Annotated in this window: 18 protein-coding genes and 1 tRNA gene; 18 read left to right on the forward strand and 1 reads right to left on the reverse strand. The window is 50.0% G+C overall.

The annotated features are described in order from the left end of the window. The first annotated feature begins 71 nt into the window (after positions 1-71). The 4 genes from DW677_RS02390 (at position 72) to DW677_RS02405 (ending at position 3,766) form a co-directional block, all read left to right on the forward strand. The gene (locus DW677_RS02390; RefSeq protein WP_117552213.1) at positions 72-938 is read left to right on the forward strand and encodes a Sir2 family NAD-dependent protein deacetylase; all 867 of its coding nucleotides are present in this window, start codon (positions 72-74) and stop codon (positions 936-938) included. 298 nt (positions 939-1,236) lie between these two features. Further along, entirely contained in the window at positions 1,237-1,851 is a 615-nt protein-coding gene (locus tag DW677_RS02395) for a DUF6088 family protein (protein WP_117502980.1), read from the forward strand. Beyond that, positions 1,848-2,846 (forward strand): nucleotidyl transferase AbiEii/AbiGii toxin family protein, encoded by a 999-nt coding sequence (locus DW677_RS02400; RefSeq protein WP_117552212.1) that lies wholly within the window; start codon positions 1,848-1,850, stop codon positions 2,844-2,846. Before DW677_RS02395 ends, DW677_RS02400 begins: the two co-directional genes overlap by 4 nt. 149 nt (positions 2,847-2,995) lie before the next feature. Beyond that, a complete protein-coding gene (locus DW677_RS02405) occupies positions 2,996-3,766 on the forward strand; it encodes a TraX family protein (RefSeq protein ID WP_117552211.1) in 771 nt (256 codons plus the stop codon). An 89-nt stretch (positions 3,767-3,855) separates the two neighbouring features. On the opposite strand, the gene DW677_RS18635 is transcribed toward DW677_RS02405, so the two are convergent. Further along, positions 3,856-5,784 (reverse strand): S9 family peptidase, encoded by a 1,929-nt coding sequence (locus tag DW677_RS18635; RefSeq protein ID WP_242992096.1) that lies wholly within the window; start codon positions 5,782-5,784, stop codon positions 3,856-3,858. 377 nt (positions 5,785-6,161) lie between these two features. Between DW677_RS18635 and DW677_RS02415 the strand changes: the two genes are divergently transcribed. From DW677_RS02415 to DW677_RS02480, 14 genes are all read left to right on the forward strand, one after another. After that, entirely contained in the window at positions 6,162-6,890 is a 729-nt protein-coding gene (locus DW677_RS02415; protein WP_015554900.1) for a YebC/PmpR family DNA-binding transcriptional regulator, read from the forward strand. 135 nt (positions 6,891-7,025) lie between these two features. Further along, on the forward strand, positions 7,026-8,642 hold the full coding sequence (locus DW677_RS02420) for a Na+/H+ antiporter NhaC family protein (RefSeq protein WP_117469922.1): 1,617 nt from the start codon (positions 7,026-7,028) through the stop codon (positions 8,640-8,642). A 145-nt stretch (positions 8,643-8,787) separates the two neighbouring features. Continuing rightward, positions 8,788-8,861, forward strand: a tRNA-Pro gene (locus DW677_RS02425). Positions 8,862-9,020: 159 nt separating this feature from the next. Continuing rightward, the gene (locus DW677_RS02430) at positions 9,021-9,395 is read left to right on the forward strand and encodes a DUF3783 domain-containing protein (RefSeq protein WP_117469921.1); all 375 of its coding nucleotides are present in this window, start codon (positions 9,021-9,023) and stop codon (positions 9,393-9,395) included. A 76-nt stretch (positions 9,396-9,471) separates the two neighbouring features. Further along, positions 9,472-10,953, forward strand: coding sequence for a polyphosphate:AMP phosphotransferase (gene pap / locus DW677_RS02435; protein ID WP_117552210.1), 1,482 nt, complete (start codon positions 9,472-9,474; stop codon positions 10,951-10,953). Beyond that, positions 10,950-12,179 carry an NAD(P)/FAD-dependent oxidoreductase gene (locus DW677_RS02440; RefSeq protein WP_117552209.1) on the forward strand — a complete coding sequence of 410 codons (1,230 nt, stop codon included), beginning with the start codon at positions 10,950-10,952 and terminating at the stop codon, positions 12,177-12,179. The genes pap and DW677_RS02440 overlap by 4 nt, the downstream gene beginning before the upstream one ends. 102 nt (positions 12,180-12,281) lie before the next feature. After that, positions 12,282-12,953 carry a (d)CMP kinase gene (cmk, locus tag DW677_RS02445; protein WP_117469881.1) on the forward strand — a complete coding sequence of 224 codons (672 nt, stop codon included), beginning with the start codon at positions 12,282-12,284 and terminating at the stop codon, positions 12,951-12,953. Between the two features lies 1 nt (position 12,954). Next, positions 12,955-13,800: a 4-hydroxy-3-methylbut-2-enyl diphosphate reductase gene (gene ispH, locus DW677_RS02450; RefSeq protein WP_117469880.1), complete on the forward strand. Its 846-nt coding sequence runs from the start codon at positions 12,955-12,957 to the stop codon at positions 13,798-13,800. Next, the gene (gene rpsA / locus DW677_RS02455) at positions 13,788-14,867 is read left to right on the forward strand and encodes a 30S ribosomal protein S1 (RefSeq protein ID WP_117469879.1); all 1,080 of its coding nucleotides are present in this window, start codon (positions 13,788-13,790) and stop codon (positions 14,865-14,867) included. The genes ispH and rpsA overlap by 13 nt, the downstream gene beginning before the upstream one ends. 451 nt (positions 14,868-15,318) lie before the next feature. After that, positions 15,319-16,068, forward strand: coding sequence for a hypothetical protein (locus DW677_RS02460; protein ID WP_117552208.1), 750 nt, complete (start codon positions 15,319-15,321; stop codon positions 16,066-16,068). Between the two features lie 82 nt (positions 16,069-16,150). After that, positions 16,151-16,381 carry a small, acid-soluble spore protein, alpha/beta type gene (locus DW677_RS02465; RefSeq protein WP_021905969.1) on the forward strand — a complete coding sequence of 77 codons (231 nt, stop codon included), beginning with the start codon at positions 16,151-16,153 and terminating at the stop codon, positions 16,379-16,381. Between the two features lie 88 nt (positions 16,382-16,469). After that, a complete protein-coding gene (locus tag DW677_RS02470; protein ID WP_165859968.1) occupies positions 16,470-17,678 on the forward strand; it encodes a cobalt-precorrin 5A hydrolase in 1,209 nt (402 codons plus the stop codon). Between the two features lie 12 nt (positions 17,679-17,690). Continuing rightward, positions 17,691-18,926 carry a bifunctional adenosylcobinamide kinase/adenosylcobinamide-phosphate guanylyltransferase gene (locus tag DW677_RS18215; protein WP_117552206.1) on the forward strand — a complete coding sequence of 412 codons (1,236 nt, stop codon included), beginning with the start codon at positions 17,691-17,693 and terminating at the stop codon, positions 18,924-18,926. Beyond that, positions 18,923-20,014, forward strand: a complete 1,092-nt coding sequence (locus DW677_RS02480) for a histidinol-phosphate transaminase (RefSeq protein WP_117552205.1) — start codon at positions 18,923-18,925, stop codon at positions 20,012-20,014. Before DW677_RS18215 ends, DW677_RS02480 begins: the two co-directional genes overlap by 4 nt. Positions 20,015-20,247: the final 233 nt, after the last annotated feature.

Below are 20,247 nucleotides of genomic sequence, written 5' to 3' on the forward strand. Positions count from 1 at the left end.
GTTTCTTTATATTATTTTATCTAGCACAACAGGTTAACTTAGAAATACCAGTGTAAAGGAGGTGATCTTCAATGTTTTCAAGGATTTGGACAAAGCCATATACGAAAAGCTGCTCAGAGCAGATTGAGCGATTGAAAGCTGCATTGCAGGACTGTGACGCCGTGGTGATCGGTGCCGGAGCCGGTCTTTCCACCTCAGCCGGATTTGTTTACACCGGCGAACGGTTTGAAAAATACTTTTCCGACTTTGCGGCAAAGTACGGCATCCAAGATATGTATTCCGGCGGCTTTTATCCCTTTGCCATGCCGGAGGAGCATTGGAGCTATTGGAGCCGATACATCTATATCAACCGCTATATGGATGCCCCCAAACCGGTCTACGATGACCTTTTGAAGCTGGTGTCTGACAAGGATTATTTCGTTATCACGACCAACGTGGATCACTGTTTTCAGAAAGCAGGCTTTGATAAAAAGCGGCTGTTTTACACGCAGGGCGATTACGGCCTGTTCCAGTGCAGTGAGCCGTGCTGTCAGGAAACCTTTGATAACGAAGCTGCGATTCGTGAAATGGTCAAGCGGCAGCAGAATATGAAAGTACCGACAGAACTTTTACCCGTCTGCCCTCACTGCGGCAAGCCCATGACCATGAATCTCCGCTGCGATGATACCTTTGTGGAGGACGAAGGCTGGCACAAGGCAGCGGAGCAGTACGAAAATTTTCTCCGAACTCGAAGCGAGCAGAAAATTCTCTTTCTGGAGCTGGGTGTCGGCTACAACACCCCAACCATAGTGAAGTACAGTTTCTGGCGCATGGCTCATGACTGGAAAGATGCCACTTATGCCTGTCTCAATTATGGAGAGGCGTATGCGCCTGACGAAATCAGAAAGAAGTCCATTTGTATCAATGGAGATATTGGAGAAATCCTGTCTCAGCTTTAAGAAAAGTCAATATTGTCTTGCCGTGGGCGTTTCACTTTAACCAGTGGATGCCCTTTTTTCATACCCATTTTCAAAGGAAAGGAGGTCTTGTAATGGCTGTATTCAGAGTTGAAAAAACGAAAGACTTTACCATCATGTGCAACCATCACCTGCGGAATATGCACCCTATGCTATATCACGCTCTCCGAATAAACCTCAAGATTTTGAAAATAATAAAGTGAAAATTCCGATGTTTGTATTGAAACCATGTCACGAATAGTATATAATATTCGTGACATCATGAAAGGAGAGCACGGTCGTGGACAATGGATATATGCAGAAAATACGAGCGCGAATTCTTGCTGCTGAGGATGGTGCAGTTTTTGTTGCTCCTGATTTTGCAGATATTGCGGACACCGCAACAATTCGCCAAGGATTGAAGCGGCTTTACCAATCTGGCATTATCCGCAGAATTATCAGAGGCATTTACGAAAAGCCAAAGTACAGCAAACTGCTTGATGAATATGTAGCGGCCGACCCGGATGCAGTTGCCAAAGCATTGGCACGGTGTTACCACTGGACCATTGCCCCATGTGGAAATACGGCCCTGAACCTGTTGGGTCTCTCTACACAGGTAACAGCGGTCTGGTCCTACATCAGCGACGGTCCGTATAAGACCTATGAGTGGAATTCCACCAAGCTGGAATTTAAGCATAGGACCAACAAGGAAATCACTGGCCTGTCTTACATGACGAGTCTGGTGATCCAGGCGCTGAAAACTCTGGGAAGGACCAACGTGACGCCGGAGATCATACAGACGCTTTCTGAAAAGCTGTCCGAGGCTGAAAAGCAAGCCTGTCTGAAAGAGGCAACGGAATCCACGGATTGGGTTTATGATACGATACGAAAAATGTGTGGAGGTGACACACAATGAGGAATGTAGCACGATTGCCGGAAAGTGATCGGCGCGAACTGTTCCGAAATACCGCCGATAAAATGGGCTTGAATGATGCCATCGTAGAAAAAGATTTTTGGGTATGCTTTACGCTGGATTATCTGTTCCACCGCTGCCCGTGGAAAGAGACTATTACCTTCAAAGGCGACACCAGTCTTTCCAAGGCATTCAATCTGATCAGCCGCTTTTCCGAAGATATTGATCTGATTCTGGATTGGCGGGTGCTGGGATACGGTAAGGACGAGCCATGGGAAAAACGTTCCAACACCAAACAGGATACGTTCAACAAAGAAGCCAATGCTCGGGCAGAGGTTTTTCTTGCGGAGCAGTTTTGTCCCACCATTCAGGCAGAACTTTCTCAGGAGCTTGGCTGTGAGGCGAATATTTACATAGACGAAAAGGACAAACAGACAGTTACCTTTGCCTATCCGCACCTGTTTACAAATCCCGCTACCTTGCAGGTTATTCGTTTGGAGATCGGTGCGCTGGCCGCTTGGACGCCCGCAAAAATCGCTCAGATCGAGCCCTATGCCGCAACCTATTACCCAAAAGTATTTGTGCAAAAGGACACGGCTATTCTGACCGTTGCGCCGGAGCGGACTTTCTGGGAGAAGGCAACGATTCTGCACCATGAAGCCAACAGACCCGAGAGTTCGGAAATGCCGCAGCGTTATTCCCGGCACTACTATGATCTGTACCGTATGTCCATGACACCTGTGAAAGAAGCTGCCTTTGCCCGGGTGGAATTGCTGAAGACAGTGGTGGACTTCAAGATGAAGTTTTATCCGAGAGCCTGGGCAAAGTATCAGGAAGCTATTCCCGGCACCTTGAAGCTTGTTCCCCCGGAGTATCGCTTTGCAGCATTGGCCGCAGATTACGAAGCAATGAAGGATATGCTCTATGGTGATGTGCCGACCTTTGAGACTGTCATGAGCGCAGTCAGCGAATTAGAAAAAGAAATCAACGCACTGTAACAACCTAATATTATAAAGCCACCGGCTAAGCCGATGGTCTTGACTCGTGAGCCCGGCAGGTAGAAGAAACGTTGTCACTGATAAGGATTTGACCAGAGACGGTAAAAGGAAGTATAATTGGACTGAGAGAAAACAACAGGAGTGACAATATGGTAAAAAATCAAGTACATTCATCTCAGTCAGGAACCTTTGACATCAGTGCGGCAATGCTTCATATCATCGCCATGACATTTATGCTGATGGATCATCTCTGGGCTACGCTCCTTCCGGCTCAGGACTGGCTGACCTGCGTAGGAAGGCTCGCGTTTCCCATCTTTGCATTTATGGCAGTGGAAGGATATTTTCACACGCACAGCTTTAAAAAGTACATTCTCCGGCTGCTGCTGTTTGCGGTGCTGTCGGAGATACCCTTTGATCTGATGTATGGCGGAACCTGGTTTTATCCGTTTCATCAGAATGTGATCTGGACGTTGTTGATAGGACTCGCTGGAATCCATTTGATGGAAAAAACTCGAAAAAAACAGAAGCTTACGATCTTTCTGCCGACGGCGGTTCTGGTCGTGCTGGTTGGAAGTGCACTTGGGACGGTAGGAATGGCAGATTACTATGGTGCCGGTGTATTGACACTGTTTATTTTTTACTTTTTCCGGGGAAGAAAATGGTGGTGTTTTGCCGGACAGATTCTGGCGCTCTATTGGGTCAATGTAGAGCTGCTGGGAGGTCTGATGTACCCCATCCGGCTTTTTGGGATGGACTTTGAACTCTGCCAGCAGGGACTTGCATTGCTTTCACTGCTTCTGATCTGGTTGTATCGTGGACGGCAGGGCTGCCATACGAAAGTCTTCCAGTATAGCTGTTATGCGTTTTATCCGGTCCATATGCTGATTCTTGCATTGGTGCTGAATTATGTAAATCGATAATGATAAGAACTGCGGCTGCAGGGAATACGACCCTGCAGCCATTTGAAATCTTGTGGCACATATAAAAAAGAGCGGTAGGATCGTTTCCTTTATTTTAAATATTCATCCATCCAGTTAATGATCTCCGTCATCCGGTCGATCCTGTTCTCCGGCTTTCCGCCTCTGGACAGCTCATGGTTTTCTCCATGGAACAGGCAAAGCTTCGACGGGCAGCCGTTCCGCTTGATGGCGCTGAACATGGCGAGTCCTTCCGCCATATAGCAGCGGTAGTCCTCATCAGAGTGGATAAAGAGTGTCGGTGTCTTGCAGTTCGGCGCAAACTGGAGCGGAGACTGCTTCCAGAGGAGCTCCACATCGGTCCTCGTATTGGCTCCCTGGTTGTTTAAGATGAAGGTGTGTCCGATATCGGAGCTGTGCTCAAAGGATACCCAGTTAGAGATGGAACGCTGGGAAGCGGCGGCATGGAACCGGTCTGTATGTCCGATGATCCAGTTTGTCATAAATCCGCCGTAGGAGCCGCCTGTGACACCGAGATGTTCCGGATCGATCATCGGATACCGCTTTAGGACTTCATCCGTGAAATCCATCAGGTTCTGATAGTCCACAGTTCCGTAGATTCCGTTGATATTTCCAAAATCCGTGCCCCGTCCGTCAGATCCTCTCGGATTGCAGAAGAACACGAAATATCCGCGGTTTGCCCACATCTGCATCTCATGATAGTAGACGTCTGAATAAACGGTTCTCGGACCGCCGTGGATAGTTAAGATGCCGGGATAGGACTTTCCTTCCTCGAAACCTGCCGGTTTTAAGACCCATCCGTGGATCTCGTAGCCGTCGCTGGCGGTGAAAGAGAACGCCTCCGGTGTCTGTACGTCATATTCGTCGGTGAGCCAGTCATTCATGTGGGTCACCTGCTCGCCGTCTACAAAGAGTTCCGCAATGTGGAGTCCGTGGAATTCCATGGAGGCGATGTGTCCGCCCGCGAGATCGAAGCTGTCGCAGGAGCTTCCTGCCGTCAGCGGCCCGGAGACGGTGCCGCCCCGGGAGATCTTATAGAGATGGGAAAAATCTCCCACGGTGGAAATATAGTAAAATTCCCCGCCCACAGCCTTAAATGTCTGTCCTGCGCCGAATCTGGAATCGGAGCCCACGGAGGAGCCGCCGATGGAAGATTCATAAGGATGGATCAGCTTCATGGATCCGTCCACGAGATCCATATGGTAGAAGTCACAGTATTTCGTCGTATCCTTATAGGAGTCATCCGTTGCCGCAATGAGTGCAGTCTTTTCGTCTAAGAGGGAGACAACTCCGGTGCGCATGGAATCCGGCGCGATCAAGGTTTTTGTCTCTCCGGTGGAGAGGTTATAAAGATAAACGCCCGGACGAATCCCCATGACACCCTGTTTCCACGGATATGCTTTGTAGAGCAGGAGATTTCCAAGGACAGAATACTGGGAACAGTCGGTCCAGTCGTCCGCCACGTAAGTGAGTTTACCGGATCCCATATCATAGATGGCGTAACGGTTCCTCTTCGCGTTCGTGTATCCCTGACCATTGCCCCAGAACGGAAGCTCGTCGAAGACCTCGTAAGATTTCTTTCTCGTATCTCTGTAATTATCATGACGGATCGTCAGAAGGTAACGTCCATCCGGGAGAAGGCGGATCCCTGTGACAGTAGCCGGAATGGACGTGATGCACTGGGCCTCTCCGCCGGACGGAGAGATCTCATAGAGGAAAGAAGTTCCGTTCTCCTTTTCTTTTTTTAAGGCGGCAGTCCGGGCTGCGGTAAAGATCAGGGTATTCTCCGCGGTCCAGCTCCAGGTCTTCGCGTCACCGCTGCAGGTGACACGGGAGACAGTCTTCTTCCCGAGATCATACAGGTACAGGTCAGACAGATAGCCATTGGTCTCCCGGTCCGGTACGGATACCGTGAAGGCGATCTTCGTTCCATCGGGTGAGAAATGTGGGTTGCTCAAAAAACGGAACTTCAGGAATGTGTCGATCTCAATCTTCTTCATCGTCATGTCCTCCATAATTAGTATTTTGTAACAGGAAATCCGAGGAATTCCCTATTATACAAACAGGCACTAATGTGCCAATGATGCGCACTTGCGCAAAAATGCAGGTCAGATGCATCCATCCACAGAATCTGCCGGGCTGACCCCGGAAGATCATAGGCCGGAAGGCACTGGATCGCTATGAAATGAGTATAAATACTCAGAGTGGAATGTGTCAAGGAAAAGTGGAGCAGGGGTATCCGGAAAAAGCGCTTGCCATATCAGAAAAATGATGTTAGAATATTTTAGACTATGTATAATGCGCACGAAAAGATCCTTGGGACTGGTGCACGAGAGATAAAAAAGAGCGAGATGCGAAGAGAAAGGAAGCTGAACCGATGTCAGGACATAATAAATTTTCCAACATCAAACATAAGAAAGAGAAAAATGACGCAGCAAAGGGTAAGATCTTTACCGTAATCGGAAGAGAGATTGCTGTCGCAGTTAAAGAGGGCGGCGCTGATCCGGCTAACAACAGCAAGCTGCGTGATGTGATTGCAAAAGCGAAAGCAAACAACATGCCGAACGATACCATCGACCGCGGTATCAAGAAAGCAGCCGGTGACTTAAACTCCGTAAACTACGAAAACTTAACATACGAGGGATACGGTCCGAGCGGTGTTGCGATCATCGTTGACACACTGACTGACAACAAGAACCGTACCGCAGCAAACGTAAGAAGCGCCTTCACAAAGGGCGGCGGAAACGTAGGCGCACAGGGAAGCGTTTCCTTCATGTTCGACCGCAAGGGCCAGATCGTGATCGACAAAGAAGAGTGTGATATGGATGCCGACGAGCTCATGATGGCTGCACTCGATGCAGGCGCTGAGGATTTCTCCGAGGAGGAGGACAGCTACGAGGTTATCACAGATCCGGACAACTTCAGTGCAGTCCGCGAGGCTCTCGAGAAAGCCGGAATCCCGATGGTAGAGGCTGATATTACTATGATCCCGCAGAACTGGGTAGAACTTACTGACGAGGAAGCGATCAAGAAGATGCAGAGAATCCTTGATCTCCTTGACGAGGATGATGACGTACAGGCTGTATACCACAACTGGGATGAATAAAAAATCGTGATTGTGTATGTTGTGATCCCCTTTCACCAGAATTGTACTGATGAGAGGGGATTTCTTCATGTAACAGGAAAATCGGAGAGCGTGGAACTCTCCGGAGACAGGAGGGAGGAGTCCGTTATGACGGATATGAAGAAAAATATAAAAAGGACAGCAGTGCTTTCTGTGGTGCTGGTCCTGATGTTCGCGATAACCGTATTTGGCGCGGAGCAGACAGAAGAGTATGTGCCGGCGGTCTATGCGACGTTCTGGGCGCTCGTTCCGCCGGTCGTGGCGATCGGGCTGGCACTTATCACAAAAGAGGTGTACAGTTCCCTGTTCATCGGTGTTCTTATGGGTGGAATCCTGTATTCCGGTTTCAGCTTTGAGGGAACGATCACCCATATTTTTGAGGACGGAATGATAAACGTTCTCTCTGACAGCTACAATGTGGGAATCCTGATCTTCCTTGTGATCCTTGGCACGATGGTGTGCCTGATGAACCGGGCCGGCGGGTCGGCAGCATTCGGCCAGTTTGCGGCGGATCATATTAAGGGCCGCGTGGGCGCGGAGCTTGCGACGATCCTGCTGGGCTGTCTGATCTTTATCGACGATTATTTTAACTGCCTGACCGTGGGAAGCGTGATGCGCCCTGTGACAGACAAATTTAAAGTCTCAAGAGCAAAGCTCGCGTACCTGATTGACGCGACGGCAGCTCCGATCTGCATTATCGCACCGATCTCTTCCTGGGCGGCCGCGGTTACCGGATTTGTTGAGGGCGAGGACGGATTTTCTATCTTCGTGCGGGCGATCCCATACAACTTTTACGCGATCCTGACGATCGTGATGATGATCGGAATGGTACTTTTACGGACAGAATTCGGTTCTATGAAATTTCATGAGAAGAATGCGCTCAAGGGGGACCTTTATACCACGCCGGGACGTCCGTATGACACGGAGAAACAGCCGGAGGTCTCTGTCAGGGGAACCGTTCTGGATCTTCTGATCCCGATCATATCCCTGATCATTTGCTGCATGGTCGGCATGCTCTATACGGGGGGATTTTTCTCAGGAGAGGATTTTGTGACAGCCTTCTCCCAGAGTGACGCGTCCCTGGGACTTACGATGGGAAGCTTTTTCGGACTTTTGATCACCATCGGTCTCTATCAGGTACGCCGGGTCCTGAAATTCTCTGAGTGCATGGCCTGCATTCCGGAAGGTTTTAAGTCCATGGTCCCGGCGATTATGATCCTGTCCTTCGCATGGACACTGAAGGCGATGACGGACAGCCTCGGCGCAGATGTCTATGTGGCGACGGTGGTTGCGTCCAGCGCCCGTTCCTTCTTAAATTTCCTTCCGGCGATCATCTTCGTTGTGGGCTGCTTCCTGGCTTTCGCGACGGGAACATCCTGGGGAACCTTCGGGATCCTGATCCCGATCGTTGTTGCTGTGTTTGAAAACAGCAACCCGGATCTTATGATCATCTCCATCTCTGCCTGCATGGCAGGAGCTGTCTGCGGTGACCACTGTTCTCCAATCTCCGACACGACGATCATGGCATCCGCCGGAGCCCAGTGTGAACATGTAAACCATGTGACGACCCAGCTTCCGTATGCGGTCACGGCGGCGGTTGTGTCCTTCGTCTCCTACATTATCGCGGGCTTCGTACAGTCCGCATGGATTGCCCTGCCGATCGCCATTGCGCTTATGGTGGCCACAATGTTTGTGATCCGCGCGGTGAATGGAGTGATGAAGGAAGAAGCGTGAGTTCCATGTGGCCACTGAACGTGCCGGATGGCTCCGGTTTTGAAAGGACCTGCGGAATCTGCGGGTCCTTTTCCTGTTCTGTATGTTTCTGACGATATTTTCCGGTTGCTTTTTTGCCGGTTTCTGGTATAATAGTTTTTGTTCCCGGGGTATGGCGTAGCTTGGTAGCGCGCTCGGCTGGGGGCCGAGAGGTCGCAGGTTCAAATCCTGTTGCCCCGATTTTTGATGAGCAGGAGCTGGAATGAACCAGCCCCTGCTTTTGCTTTACCGGTACAGCCAAAAGTTGCAAACAGAAACGGGAATTGCTATAATGAGAACAGTATAATGCCCTGCGGTCCCAATCCGTCGGGGACGAGAAACGGAAAGGTCAGATCATATATGAAACCAATCATTCTTTTATACCATCTGCCGGAAGGCGAGAGACTTGCGAAGATCAAGAGGGCGCTGTTCCCGCTTGGAATGAAGCTGCGGGCTGTGAAAAAGGAAGAGTATCTGGAACCGGTGGGATATCTTGCCGGGGTGAAGGAACTCGTGCCCTGTGGGAAGGTCTATACAGGAGATGACTTTGAAAAAGAGATGATGGTGATGGCGGGACTCACCTCAAAGCAGGTGGACACGGTGATCCTTGCGCTGAGAAAGACGGGGGCCGGAAGGATTGACTACAAGGCAGTCCTTACGCCGACGAACCAGAGCTGGAACGCGCTGACATTATACGGGGAGCTTGCGAAGGAACACGCGAAAATGAACCGGTAGATCACCGGAATCCGGAAAGACTGACGATGAACCTGACTGTTTGACAGTCCATAAAATGGAATGGAGGGATCGGTCCATGAGAGATGAGAAGAAACAGCAAAAAGAAGCTCTGAAGGAAGAAATGCTGAGACTCGGGAACCTTCAGCGGGAATGCAAAGAGGAAAAGATTCCTGTCTATATTACCTTTGACGGTTACGACGGTGCCGGAAAGGGCGTGCAGATCGGCCGGCTCATGCAGGCACTGGATCCGAGAGGCTTTGACGTTTACACCGGAGATAAGGATACCGAGGAGGAAGCGCTCCGTCCGTTCCTCTGGCGGTTTGCGGTCCATGCCCCGGCGGATGGGCGGATCACGATCTATGACACAAGCTGGTACCGGAGGGTTCAGGCGGACCGGTTCGAGGGAAAGCTGAATGAAAAGAAAGCAGATGCCGCGTTTGAGGATATCTGCGCGTTTGAGAGATGCCTGGTGGACGGCGGAACCGTTCTCATCAAATTTTTTCTGGATATTTCAGAGAAGGAACAGGAAAAGCGGTTTAAAAAACTTCTGGAATCAAAGGATACCGCATGGCGCGTCACAGAGAAAGAACTTGCGAGAAATGCCCATTACGGAAAATATAAGAAGCTCAGCGATGAGATGATCAGGAGAACGGATATGCCTTATGCTCCCTGGTACGTGATCGACGCGAAGGAAAAGAGCGGGACGGCGCTAGTGGTCATAAAGACGGTGGCAGATGTTCTGGAAAAGGCGCTTGAGAAAAAACGGGCGGGAAAAGAGGCGGAGATCTTTGAGAAACCGGTTCCGCCTGACAGATATGAAAAAGGGATCCTTGCAAAAGCGGACCTGACAAAGCGCCTTGAGGAGGCGGAATACCGGAAAAAACTGGACAAGCTCCAGAAACGGCTGGAAGTGCTCCACGGAGAACTCTACCGTCTGCGGATCCCGGTGATCCTTGGCTTTGAGGGCTGGGATGCCGCCGGAAAGGGAGGAGCGATCAAACGTCTGACGAGCCATCTTGATCCCCGCGGATATAAGGTCTGCCCGACAGCATCCCCGAACGATGTGGAAAAATCCCATCACTATCTCTGGCGCTTCTGGAATCATGTTCCGAAGGCAGGACACATCGCGATCTTTGACCGCACCTGGTACGGAAGAGTCATGGTGGAGCGGATCGAGGGCTTCTGTTCCGAGGAGGACTGGCACCATGCATATCGGGAGATTAACGAGATGGAAGCACATTTTGTGCACTCCGGGGCTCTTGTCTTAAAATTCTGGCTCCAGATCGACAAGGACGAGCAGGAGCGGCGGTTCAATGACCGGATGAAGAACCCGGAAAAACGGTGGAAGATCACGGACGAGGACTGGAGAAACAGGGAAAAGTGGGATGCTTACGTGCTTGCTGTAAATGAAATGCTGGAAAAGACCTCTACAAAGGATGCCCCCTGGATCGTTGTGGAAGGAAATTCCAAGTGGTATGCGCGAATCAAGGTCCTTGAAACTGTGGCGGATGCCATGGAAAAAAAGATAAAAGAAGTGGAAAAGAACAGAAAAAGATGAGCAAAGTAGTGATTATAGGCGGCGGGGCAGCGGGAATGGCTGCTGCCATCGGCGCCGCGGAGTGCGGACATGATGTCTCCGTTTATGAGAAAAATGAGAAGCTTGGAAAAAAGATCTATATCACGGGAAAAGGACGCTGCAATCTGACGAACGGCTGCGATACGGAGGACCTGTTCAGAAATATGGTCTCCAACGGAAAGTTCCTCTACAGTGCCATCTATGGATTCACAAACTTTGATATCGTGGATCTTGTGGAGGCAAACGGCTGCCCGGTGAAGGAAGAACGGGGAGCAAGAATGTTCCCGGTATCGGACCATGCTTCCGATGTGACGGGGGCCTTGGAGCGGAAGATGAAAACTCTTGGCGTAAAGATCTTCTTAAATGAACCGGTCAGGGATATCGTGATCAGGGACGAAAGGGCGGCAGGGATCATTCTGGAAAAATCTGGAAAGAGTGTGGATGCCGATGCAGTGGTGATCGCCACAGGCGGACTTTCCTATCCGTCAACAGGTTCCACGGGGGACGGGTACCGTTTTGCGAAAGAGGCGGGTCACACGGTGACACCTTTGTCACCGGCGCTTGTTCCGTTCGTGTGTGCAGAAGATGATGTGAAAGAACTTCAGGGACTCTCCTTGAGAAACATCGAGGTGACTGTCTGGAACGGAAAGAAAGTGCTCTGGAAAGAGTTCGGCGAGATGCTGTTTACGCATTTTGGCGTCAGTGGACCTGTCGTTTTGAGTGCCAGCAGCTATGCGGCGAAGATCATCAAAAAAACACCGCTCAGAATGGATATCGACCTGAAACCGGCACTCTCAAAAGAGCAGCTGGATGCGAGAATCCTGCGGGATTTCGATGAGGCGAAAAATAAGCAGTTTAAGAACTCCTTAAATCACCTCTTCCCGGCAAAGCTGATCCCGGTGATGATAAAGAGGAGCGGCATCGATCCGGAAAAACAGGTCAACGAGGTGACTGCGGAGGAGAGAAAACGTCTGGTGGATCTCACAAAAGCGTTTTCCGTGACGCTCACAGGACTCCGCGGGTACAATGAGGCAATCGTGACGCAGGGCGGAGTGAATGTGAAGGAAGTGAATCCATCCACTATGGAATCGAAGAAGCTGCAGGGCCTCTATTTTGCGGGCGAGGTTCTGGATCTGGACGGTGTGACCGGCGGATTTAACCTGCAGATCGCCTGGTCGACCGGAATGCTGGCAGGCAGAAGCGTATAGAGCACCGGACCTGAGAAGCAGCTTTGAACCCGTATGGCTGTAAAGATATGGAACCATCACGAATAAATAAAAAATCTTGGAATAAACTAAGGGGAGAATAACATGTCTTTTAATGTAGCAATAGACGGACCGGCAGGAGCCGGAAAGAGCACCGTGGCAAAGTCTGTGGCAGCTCTGAAGAATTTTATCTATGTGGATACCGGAGCAATGTACCGGGCAATGGCGTTATATTTTCTGCGCCAGGGAATCGATAAGACCGACGAGAACGCCATCAACGCGGTACTTGACAAGGTGGAGATCACGATCCGTTACGAGAACGGTGCGCAGCAGGTGATCTTAAACGGCGAGAATGTATCCGGGCTGATCCGCACCGAAGAGGTCGGAAACATGGCTTCAGCCACATCCGTCTACAAGAAGGTCCGTGAGAAGCTCGTGGAACTCCAGAAAGATCTGGCAAAGAAGGCGGACGTGATCATGGATGGACGCGACATCGGAACCTGTGTCCTGCCGGATGCCGATGTGAAGGTATATCTGACCGCAAGCTCCGCAGTCCGGGCGAAACGCCGCTATCATGAGCTTAAGGAGAAAGGAACAGCCTGCGATCTCGATGAGATCGAGAAGGACATCATCGAACGGGATTACCGGGATATGCACCGGGAGAATTCCCCGTTGAAACAGGCGGATGACGCCGTACTCCTTGACAGCTCCGACATGACGTTAAAAGAGGTCGTGGACACGATCACAGCGATGATCGATAAGAAGCAGGGTGCGTAAGATGGAAGTAACAGTTGCAAAGACAGCAGGCTTCTGCTTTGGTGTGAAGCGTGCCGTGGAAAAAGTATATGATCAGATCGGCAGGACGGAAAAAAGGATCTACACCTACGGTCCAATTATCCATAATGAGCAGGTCGTGGGCGATCTCAGGGAAAAGGGTGTGGAGGTCATCGACTCTTTAGAAGAATTGAAGACGATCCGGAACGCTGTTGTTGTGATCCGCTCCCACGGTGTCGGAAAAAATGTCTACGAGATCTTAAAGGAAAACGATGTGGAAATCGTGGATGCCACATGTCCCTATGTGAAAAAGATCCACCGGATCGTCGAAAAACAGTCAGCAGAAGGAAGAAAAGTTCTGATCATAGGCAGTGAGGACCATCCGGAGGTGCAGGGCATCAAGGGATGGGGAGATGAGCGGACAGTGGTCATCGAGGACATGGATGATTTTCTTAAGCTGCAGCTTCCGGAAAATGAGAAGCTTTGTATTGTATCCCAGACGACATTTAATTACAAGAAATTTCAAGATATAGTTGAAAAAATTTCTAAAACGAGGTATGATATAACTGTTTTAAATACGATTTGCAATGCAACACAGGAAAGACAAGTGGAAGCGATGAGGATAGCCTCACAGGTGGACGTGATGCTGGTTATCGGCGGGAAACACAGCTCGAATACCCAGAAGCTATACGATATCTGCCGGAAGGAATGTAAAAACACCTATTACATCCAGACTCTGGGCGACTTTAATCCTGAATGTATTAGTTCTGTGCGCAGTGTAGGTATTACGGCCGGGGCGTCAACCCCAAACAATATTATCGAGGAGGTTCATACTAAATGTCAGAGTTAAGTTTTGAACAAATGTTAGAAGAATCATTAAAAACAATACGTACAGGAGAGGTTGTCACCGGTAAGGTCATTGACGTAAAAGAAGACGAAATCGTTTTAAATATTGGTTACAAGTCTGATGGCATCATTACCCGCAGTGAATACACAAACGAGTCCAACGTAGACTTAAGAAATCTTGTACATGTTGGTGACGAGATGGAAGCCAAAGTCGTAAAGGTGAACGACGGTGAGGGTCAGGTCGCTCTTTCCTACAAGAGACTGGCTGCAGACAGAGGAAATAAGAGACTTGAGGAGGCATTTGAGAACCACGAGGTTCTTACAGCAAAGGTTTCCCAGGTTCTTGACGGCGGTTTAAGTGTGATCGTGGACGAAGCTAGAATCTTCATCCCGGCAAGTCTTGTATCCGACGTATATGAGAAAGATTTATCCAAATATGCTGATAAAGAGATCGAATTCGTTATCACAGAGTTCAATCCGAGAAGAAGAAGAGTCATCGGCGACCGCAAGCAGCTTATCGTTGCTAAGAAGGCTGAGATGCAGAAAGCTCTCTTCGAGAAGATCCATGTAGGTGACAAGGTAGAAGGAACTGTTAAGAACGTAACTGATTTCGGTGCATTCATCGATCTCGGCGGCGCTGACGGTTTACTCCACATCTCCGAGATGTCCTGGGGCAGAATCGAGAACCCGAAGAAGGTCTTCAAGGTTGGCGATAAGGTAACAGCTCTCATCAAAGACATCAACGGTGAGAAGATTGCCCTTTCCATGAAGTTCCCGGAGACAAATCCGTGGGCTGACGCTGCTGAGAAGTACGCAGTAGGCAACGTAGTTACAGGTAAGGTAGCTCGTATGACTGACTTCGGCGCATTCGTTGAGCTTGAGCCGGGCGTAGACGCTCTGCTTCATGTATCCCAGATCTCCAGAGAGCACGTTGCTAAGCCGGCTGATGTACTTTCCATCGGTCAGGAGATCACTGCTAAGATCGTTGACTTCAACGAGGCAGACAGAAAGATCAGCTTAAGCATGAAGGCTCTCGAGGCTGACAACGCACAGGAGCAGACAGAGGAGTAATCCGAAGGTGATTCTTAAATAAGAATTTTCGAGGACATCGTTCTTTACGGGCGGTGTCCTTTTTTGCGCAACAGGACACATTCATTTTTATAAACAGTGAGTCAAATTTCATGCCTGCGGGGGTCTGCGGCATTGTCATGCGTCGGAGTTATTTTTCGATGCCGATCGAAACGGATTTCAGAGGCCGCGAAGCCTGCCGCAGAAATGCCGCAAATTATGCCCGCACTACAAAAATGCGTAAGGGATTTGTAATTGAAATCATAGTGTAATCTCAAGGTTTGTATGTTAAGATAACCGTACAAAAGCAAAAGACGGCGGAAGAACCTGAAAAGTTACTGTGAACAGTAACCTTGGAAAATCAGGACGGCCGCAAATCGGTATTTGAAGGAGAACGCTGTAAAACAATGCAGTCCGGCAAAGACCGATACAAGAGAACAGGAGGAATTTTATTATGACGAAAAATATGAAAAGAATGACAGCGCTGGCCTGTGCGGCCATGATGATTGCATCTATGGGGATCACCGGATGCGGCAAGGCGGATGGACAGACAAAGGAGGAGACAAAAACGACAGCCGTTGAGACTCCTGCAGGAACTGAGACATCTGCGACTACGGAAAACGAGGCGGGAAAACTTCCGGACGGTACCGGTCAGGAAAGTGGAGCGGCAGACACGGAGTCCGCGAGTGAGTCTGATCCGATGATGGGAACGATCGTTTCTGTGGAAGATGGACAGCTTACGATGCATCGCCAGGATAATGGATTTGATGAGGATGTTGTAATTACGATCGCAGAGGATACGAAGGTTCTGGATGCAGAGAATGGTTATCCGGTGGAACTCAGTGATCTGAAAGAAGGAAATACCATCAGCGCTTATGTAGACGAGGCAATGACGTTGAGCCTTCCGCCGATTACAAATGGTCTGCTGATCTTAGTACAGGCAGAGGGATATGATTTCCCGAGATACACGAAGGTAAAGGAATTGATGGCTGCAAATACAGAAGGTGAGCGGATCCTCACAGCCGAGAATGGGATCAATTACATGATTACCGCTGAAACAAGACTTCTTCCATATCTGACAAGAAATATTGTCTCCGAGGAAGACCTCACAGAAGGAACCGAGATCCTGATCTGGAATGATGAGAACGGAAATAAAGCAGAAAAGATCGTCGTGTTCCAGGGTGAGAACGGATACGCAAAATAAATAATGGGATCTTAAGAGAAACCGATCTGTATGAAAGTACTGGACAGCGGGTATACTCTCCTTATGGAAGGAGCGTGAGCCTGTGTCGAAGAAAAAAAGAGAACCGGTGGATCCGGAGCACTTAAAGCCGGAGGACCGGATGAAATTCGAGATTGCGAAGGAGCTGGGGCTGGCGGACAAGGTAATCGCCGGTGGCTGGCGATGCCTTACCGCAAAAGAGAGCGGCAGGATCGGCGGTCTTGTGACAAAAAAGAAGAGAGAAATGTCCGCGAAAACGCAGGATAAGGAGAATCCAGAGGAAAACTGCCATTGAAACAATGGCGGTTTTCTTTTATAATTAGGGAAGAGAGATGCGGCAATTCAACGATATGGAAAAATCAGATCTCGGAAGGGAATCAATTATGAATATATCGCTTATTTGTTTTACGAGAGACGGATTTGAGACGATGAAGCGGATCAATGACACCCTTTCCGGAGCTTCTGAAGCTTTCGCGAATGCGTCCTGTCCGGAACATCGTGATAGGAGCGCAAAGACCGAGGACAGATCCTGTGAGGGGGGTACTCTGTATCAGTCTCTGTGGATCGCCGGGCGGTACGCGCTCCAGCTTGCGGCGACGGATGCCGGAGTGCCTTATCAGGCAGTGCCGGAGGGCGGACTTTCGGAGTGGACGAAGGAGGCTTTTCTGCGGGACGATGCTCTTATTTTTGTGGGTGCCTGTGGGATCGCGGTGCGCTCCATTGCGCCATATGTGCGGGATAAATTTCAGGACCCTGCGGTGGTCTGTGTGGATGAGGCGGGACAGTTTGTGATCCCGCTTCTCTCCGGACATGTGGGCGGAGCGAACCGGCTGGCGGAAATGGTGGCTTCCGGGATCGGAGCAGTGCCGGTGGTGACGACGGCGACGGATGTGGAGAAGAAATTTGCGGTGGACGTGTTCGCAAAGGATCATGGATTTGTGATCACGGACCGGAAACTTGCGAAGGAGATTTCGGCTGATATCCTTGCGGGTGAGCCGGTGGGAGTGTTCTCAGATTTCGGATTTTCAGCGTGGAAGAAGATTCCGGAGGGACTTTTTGAGGATCGGATCTGTAAGCGGAATCTCTGGATTACGGTGTCCGGAAAAGAAAAGAAAGGGATTCCGGAGAACCGCGTCCTGCGCCTGATCCCACGGTGTGTGGCACTTGGAATCGGCTGTAAACGCGGGACACCTGTTGAGAAGATCCGGACTGCGGTGGAAAGTGCGATGGAGCGGAACGGGATCGATCTGCGAAGCGTCTTTGCGGCGGCGAGCATCGACATCAAGAAGCAGGAGCAGGGACTCATCGAATTCGCAAAGGAACTTCAGGTGCCGTTTCTGACATTTTCCAGTGAGGAGTTAAATGGACAGCCGGGGGATTTCCCGGAGTCAGAATTTGTGCGGAAGACCACGGGAACCGGAAATGTCTGTGAGCGGTCCGCAGTGGCTGCGTGCAGGCTGGGCGTGAGAGCTTCTGAGTGCAGGATCCTGATCCATAAGGAAGCGGAGGACGGCGTGACAGTGGCCGCAGCGTATTATATGATCGGAAAGTCCGGAGAAAATGCGGATCGGGAAGAAAAATCGAGAGGATAGAGTAGAAAGAATATGATGATCCTGATAAATGGGGGAAGCTCCAGCGGAAAGTCCGCATTTGCAGAGACCCTGATCGTAGAACAGGCAAAGAAAGAAGAGGTGATGGCGGAAGCCGCCGGAAAATCGATGCGCGGCGGCGCCCGGAAAACGGATCTGCGCCATCAGCCGTCCTTCTATCTTGCAACCATGATCGCCTGGGACGAGGAGTGCAGGGAGCGGATCCGAAAACACCGCAAAATGCGGGAAAAAAAGAATTTTATGACCATCGAGTGCCCTGTGGATCTTTCGAAGGCGGAGGTCCCCGCTGGGAGCCGGTGTCTGTTAGAGTGTGTTTCCAATCTTGCGGCGAACGAGATGTACCGCCGGGACATGGAAGATCCGGAGAATGGCGCGATGGAACGGATATTGGAAGGAATCAGGATGATCAGAAAAAATGCGGACTTTCTGGTGATCGTGACAAATGATGTGTCCGGGGATCAGGGGCCGTACTCGGAGGAGACGGAAGCGTACCGGAAGCTGTTGGGCGGAATCAACTGTACGTTGGCCGGGGAGGCGGATGAAGTGTACGAGGTGATCTGCGGTGAGCCGGTGATGGTGAAGAAAAAGAAGAGGGAAGATACGGAAGTGGAAGAGAGAAGAACGGATCGATCTGTGGATCGTCAGAGAGGGATCAGGCTTTTTGTAGGAGGCGCGTATCAGGGGAAATCAAACCTTGCGATGCGTGAGGCGGTGACGGAAGAAAACCGCTTCATTCTTGTGGCAGACGGCGAACAGTCACCGTTGGAAGACGCGTTTGATTCGGAGGCTGTTCTGAATCTTCATATCTATATTCGAAGGCTGATAGACGCAGTACTGGGTGAGTATGACGCGAAGAGAGAGGATGACAGAGTGTTCTGCGACAGTATCCGCAGTGAAATCAATGAGAGAACTGAAGCTGTGAGGGATCCGGCTGAAAGAACATCTGCCGGAGAAACAAAGATGGTCAGAGTGCAGACGAAAGAAACGGAAGATATCGAGATCCGGATCGAAGAGGTCATGTACCGGTATCTGGATATGATCCTTGAGAAGAATCCCAACGCAGTCATCACCTGCGACGAGATCGGCTGCGGAATCGTTCCCATCGATAAAACAGACCGCCTGTGGCGGGAGATGAGTGGGGACGCCTGCCAGTATCTGGCGGCGCGGGCGGTGAAGGTATGCCGCGTTGTCTGCGGGATCCCGATGGCTTTAAAGGGCGGTGAGACATGATGGAGTACGGACACGGCGGTGATATCTACCGGAACCGGAATGTGGAGCTGGATTTCTCGGTCAACGTAAATCCCTTGGGAATGCCGAATTTTGTCTGGGAGGCAGCCCAGAGGAGCATTGCCTTCTGTACAGGATATCCGGACAGCTCCTGCGAAAACCTGCGGGGACGGTTGTCAGAGCTTACCGGTGTCCCGGAAGATCAGATGATCTTCGGAAACGGGGCGGCGGAATTGATCTTCCGGCTGGTACAGGAGGTACGGCCGAAAAAGGCAGTGATCCCTGCGCCATCTTTCGCGGAGTATGAAACGGCGTTGAGATCCTGTGGGACAGAAATCGCTTTTTTCTATTTAAAAGAGGCGGAATCTTTTTTCTTAAATATATCGGAATTTCTGGATTTTTTGAGAGCAGAGCAGCCGGAGATCATATTTTTATGCACTCCGGCGAATCCCACAGGGGCCATGATCCGTCAGGCAGATCTTTCAAAAATCTTAGACTACTGCAAGAAACATGGGATCCTGCTGGTTCTGGACGAATGCTTTGTGGAATTCCTTGATGAGGAGCGAAGCTGCGGCTGTATCCGCGAATTTCTCGACTGGGAGACCGGAAGACCGGAACATGGCGGAAACTTATTTCTTCTCCGGGCATTCACAAAGACATATGCCATGGCGGGATTGCGGCTGGGATATGGATTCTGTACGAGCAGGCAACTCCTGGACCGGATGGAGACGAACTGGCAGCCCTGGAGTGTTTCAATCCCGGCTCAGGAAGCGGGATATGTGGCACTTTCGGAAGAACGGATCCCTTTTTTGAAAAAGATGCGGGAGACGGTGGCGAAAGAACGGCAGTATCTTTCTGACGGATTGACGAAAGCGGGATTCACGGTATTCCACTCGGACGCGAATTTCCTCCTGTTTAAGGATTTCAAGACCGGTCAGGAATCCTGGCTGTACGAATATTTTCTGGAACGGGGGATCCTGATCCGGTCATGCAGGAATTACAGACTGCTTGACAGACGATTCTACAGGATCTGCGTCCGCTCCCATGAAGAAAACCGGGAATTCCTGGAGATATTAAAGGATTACAGGTAGATCATCCGGAGGGAAAACGCAGCCGTTGGAAGAAAACGAAAGATACGTTGGAAAATGACAGAAGGATAAAGAAATTTTCTGTATGTTTATAAGTAAAAATAATATAAAATCGCAAAAAAATTATATGAATTGCCTGTTGCTAAAATTCGACAAAGCTGTTATACTCTACAGTAATAACTGGAACTGACGTTATGACGGTTTTTAGTTATATTTTTTTTAAACATAATAAAACA

Source organism: Clostridium sp. AM25-23AC, assembly GCF_003435125.1.
GTDB classification, from domain to species: Bacteria; Bacillota; Clostridia; order Lachnospirales; family Lachnospiraceae; genus Pilosibacter; species Pilosibacter fragilis.

Excerpts from the sequence above, each read along its gene's own strand:
- rpsA (WP_117469879.1), top strand. The coding sequence starts at position 13,788 with ATGTCAGAGTTAAGTTTTGAACAAATGTTAGAAGAATCATTAAAAACA.
- pap (WP_117552210.1), top strand. The coding sequence starts at position 9,472 with ATGAGAGATGAGAAGAAACAGCAAAAAGAAGCTCTGAAGGAAGAAATG.
- DW677_RS02415 (WP_015554900.1), top strand. The coding sequence starts at position 6,162 with ATGTCAGGACATAATAAATTTTCCAACATCAAACATAAGAAAGAGAAA.
- DW677_RS02480 (WP_117552205.1), top strand. The coding sequence starts at position 18,923 with ATGATGGAGTACGGACACGGCGGTGATATCTACCGGAACCGGAATGTG.
- DW677_RS02405 (WP_117552211.1), top strand. The coding sequence starts at position 2,996 with ATGGTAAAAAATCAAGTACATTCATCTCAGTCAGGAACCTTTGACATC.
- DW677_RS02400 (WP_117552212.1), top strand. The coding sequence starts at position 1,848 with ATGAGGAATGTAGCACGATTGCCGGAAAGTGATCGGCGCGAACTGTTC.
- ispH (WP_117469880.1), top strand. The coding sequence starts at position 12,955 with ATGGAAGTAACAGTTGCAAAGACAGCAGGCTTCTGCTTTGGTGTGAAG.
- DW677_RS18635 (WP_242992096.1), bottom strand. The coding sequence starts at position 5,784 with ATGAAGAAGATTGAGATCGACACATTCCTGAAGTTCCGTTTTTTGAGC.
- DW677_RS18215 (WP_117552206.1), top strand. The coding sequence starts at position 17,691 with ATGATGATCCTGATAAATGGGGGAAGCTCCAGCGGAAAGTCCGCATTT.
- DW677_RS02440 (WP_117552209.1), top strand. The coding sequence starts at position 10,950 with ATGAGCAAAGTAGTGATTATAGGCGGCGGGGCAGCGGGAATGGCTGCT.
- DW677_RS02420 (WP_117469922.1), top strand. The coding sequence starts at position 7,026 with ATGAAGAAAAATATAAAAAGGACAGCAGTGCTTTCTGTGGTGCTGGTC.
- DW677_RS02390 (WP_117552213.1), top strand. The coding sequence starts at position 72 with ATGTTTTCAAGGATTTGGACAAAGCCATATACGAAAAGCTGCTCAGAG.
- cmk (WP_117469881.1), top strand. The coding sequence starts at position 12,282 with ATGTCTTTTAATGTAGCAATAGACGGACCGGCAGGAGCCGGAAAGAGC.
- DW677_RS02430 (WP_117469921.1), top strand. The coding sequence starts at position 9,021 with ATGAAACCAATCATTCTTTTATACCATCTGCCGGAAGGCGAGAGACTT.
- DW677_RS02470 (WP_165859968.1), top strand. The coding sequence starts at position 16,470 with ATGAATATATCGCTTATTTGTTTTACGAGAGACGGATTTGAGACGATG.
- DW677_RS02460 (WP_117552208.1), top strand. The coding sequence starts at position 15,319 with ATGACGAAAAATATGAAAAGAATGACAGCGCTGGCCTGTGCGGCCATG.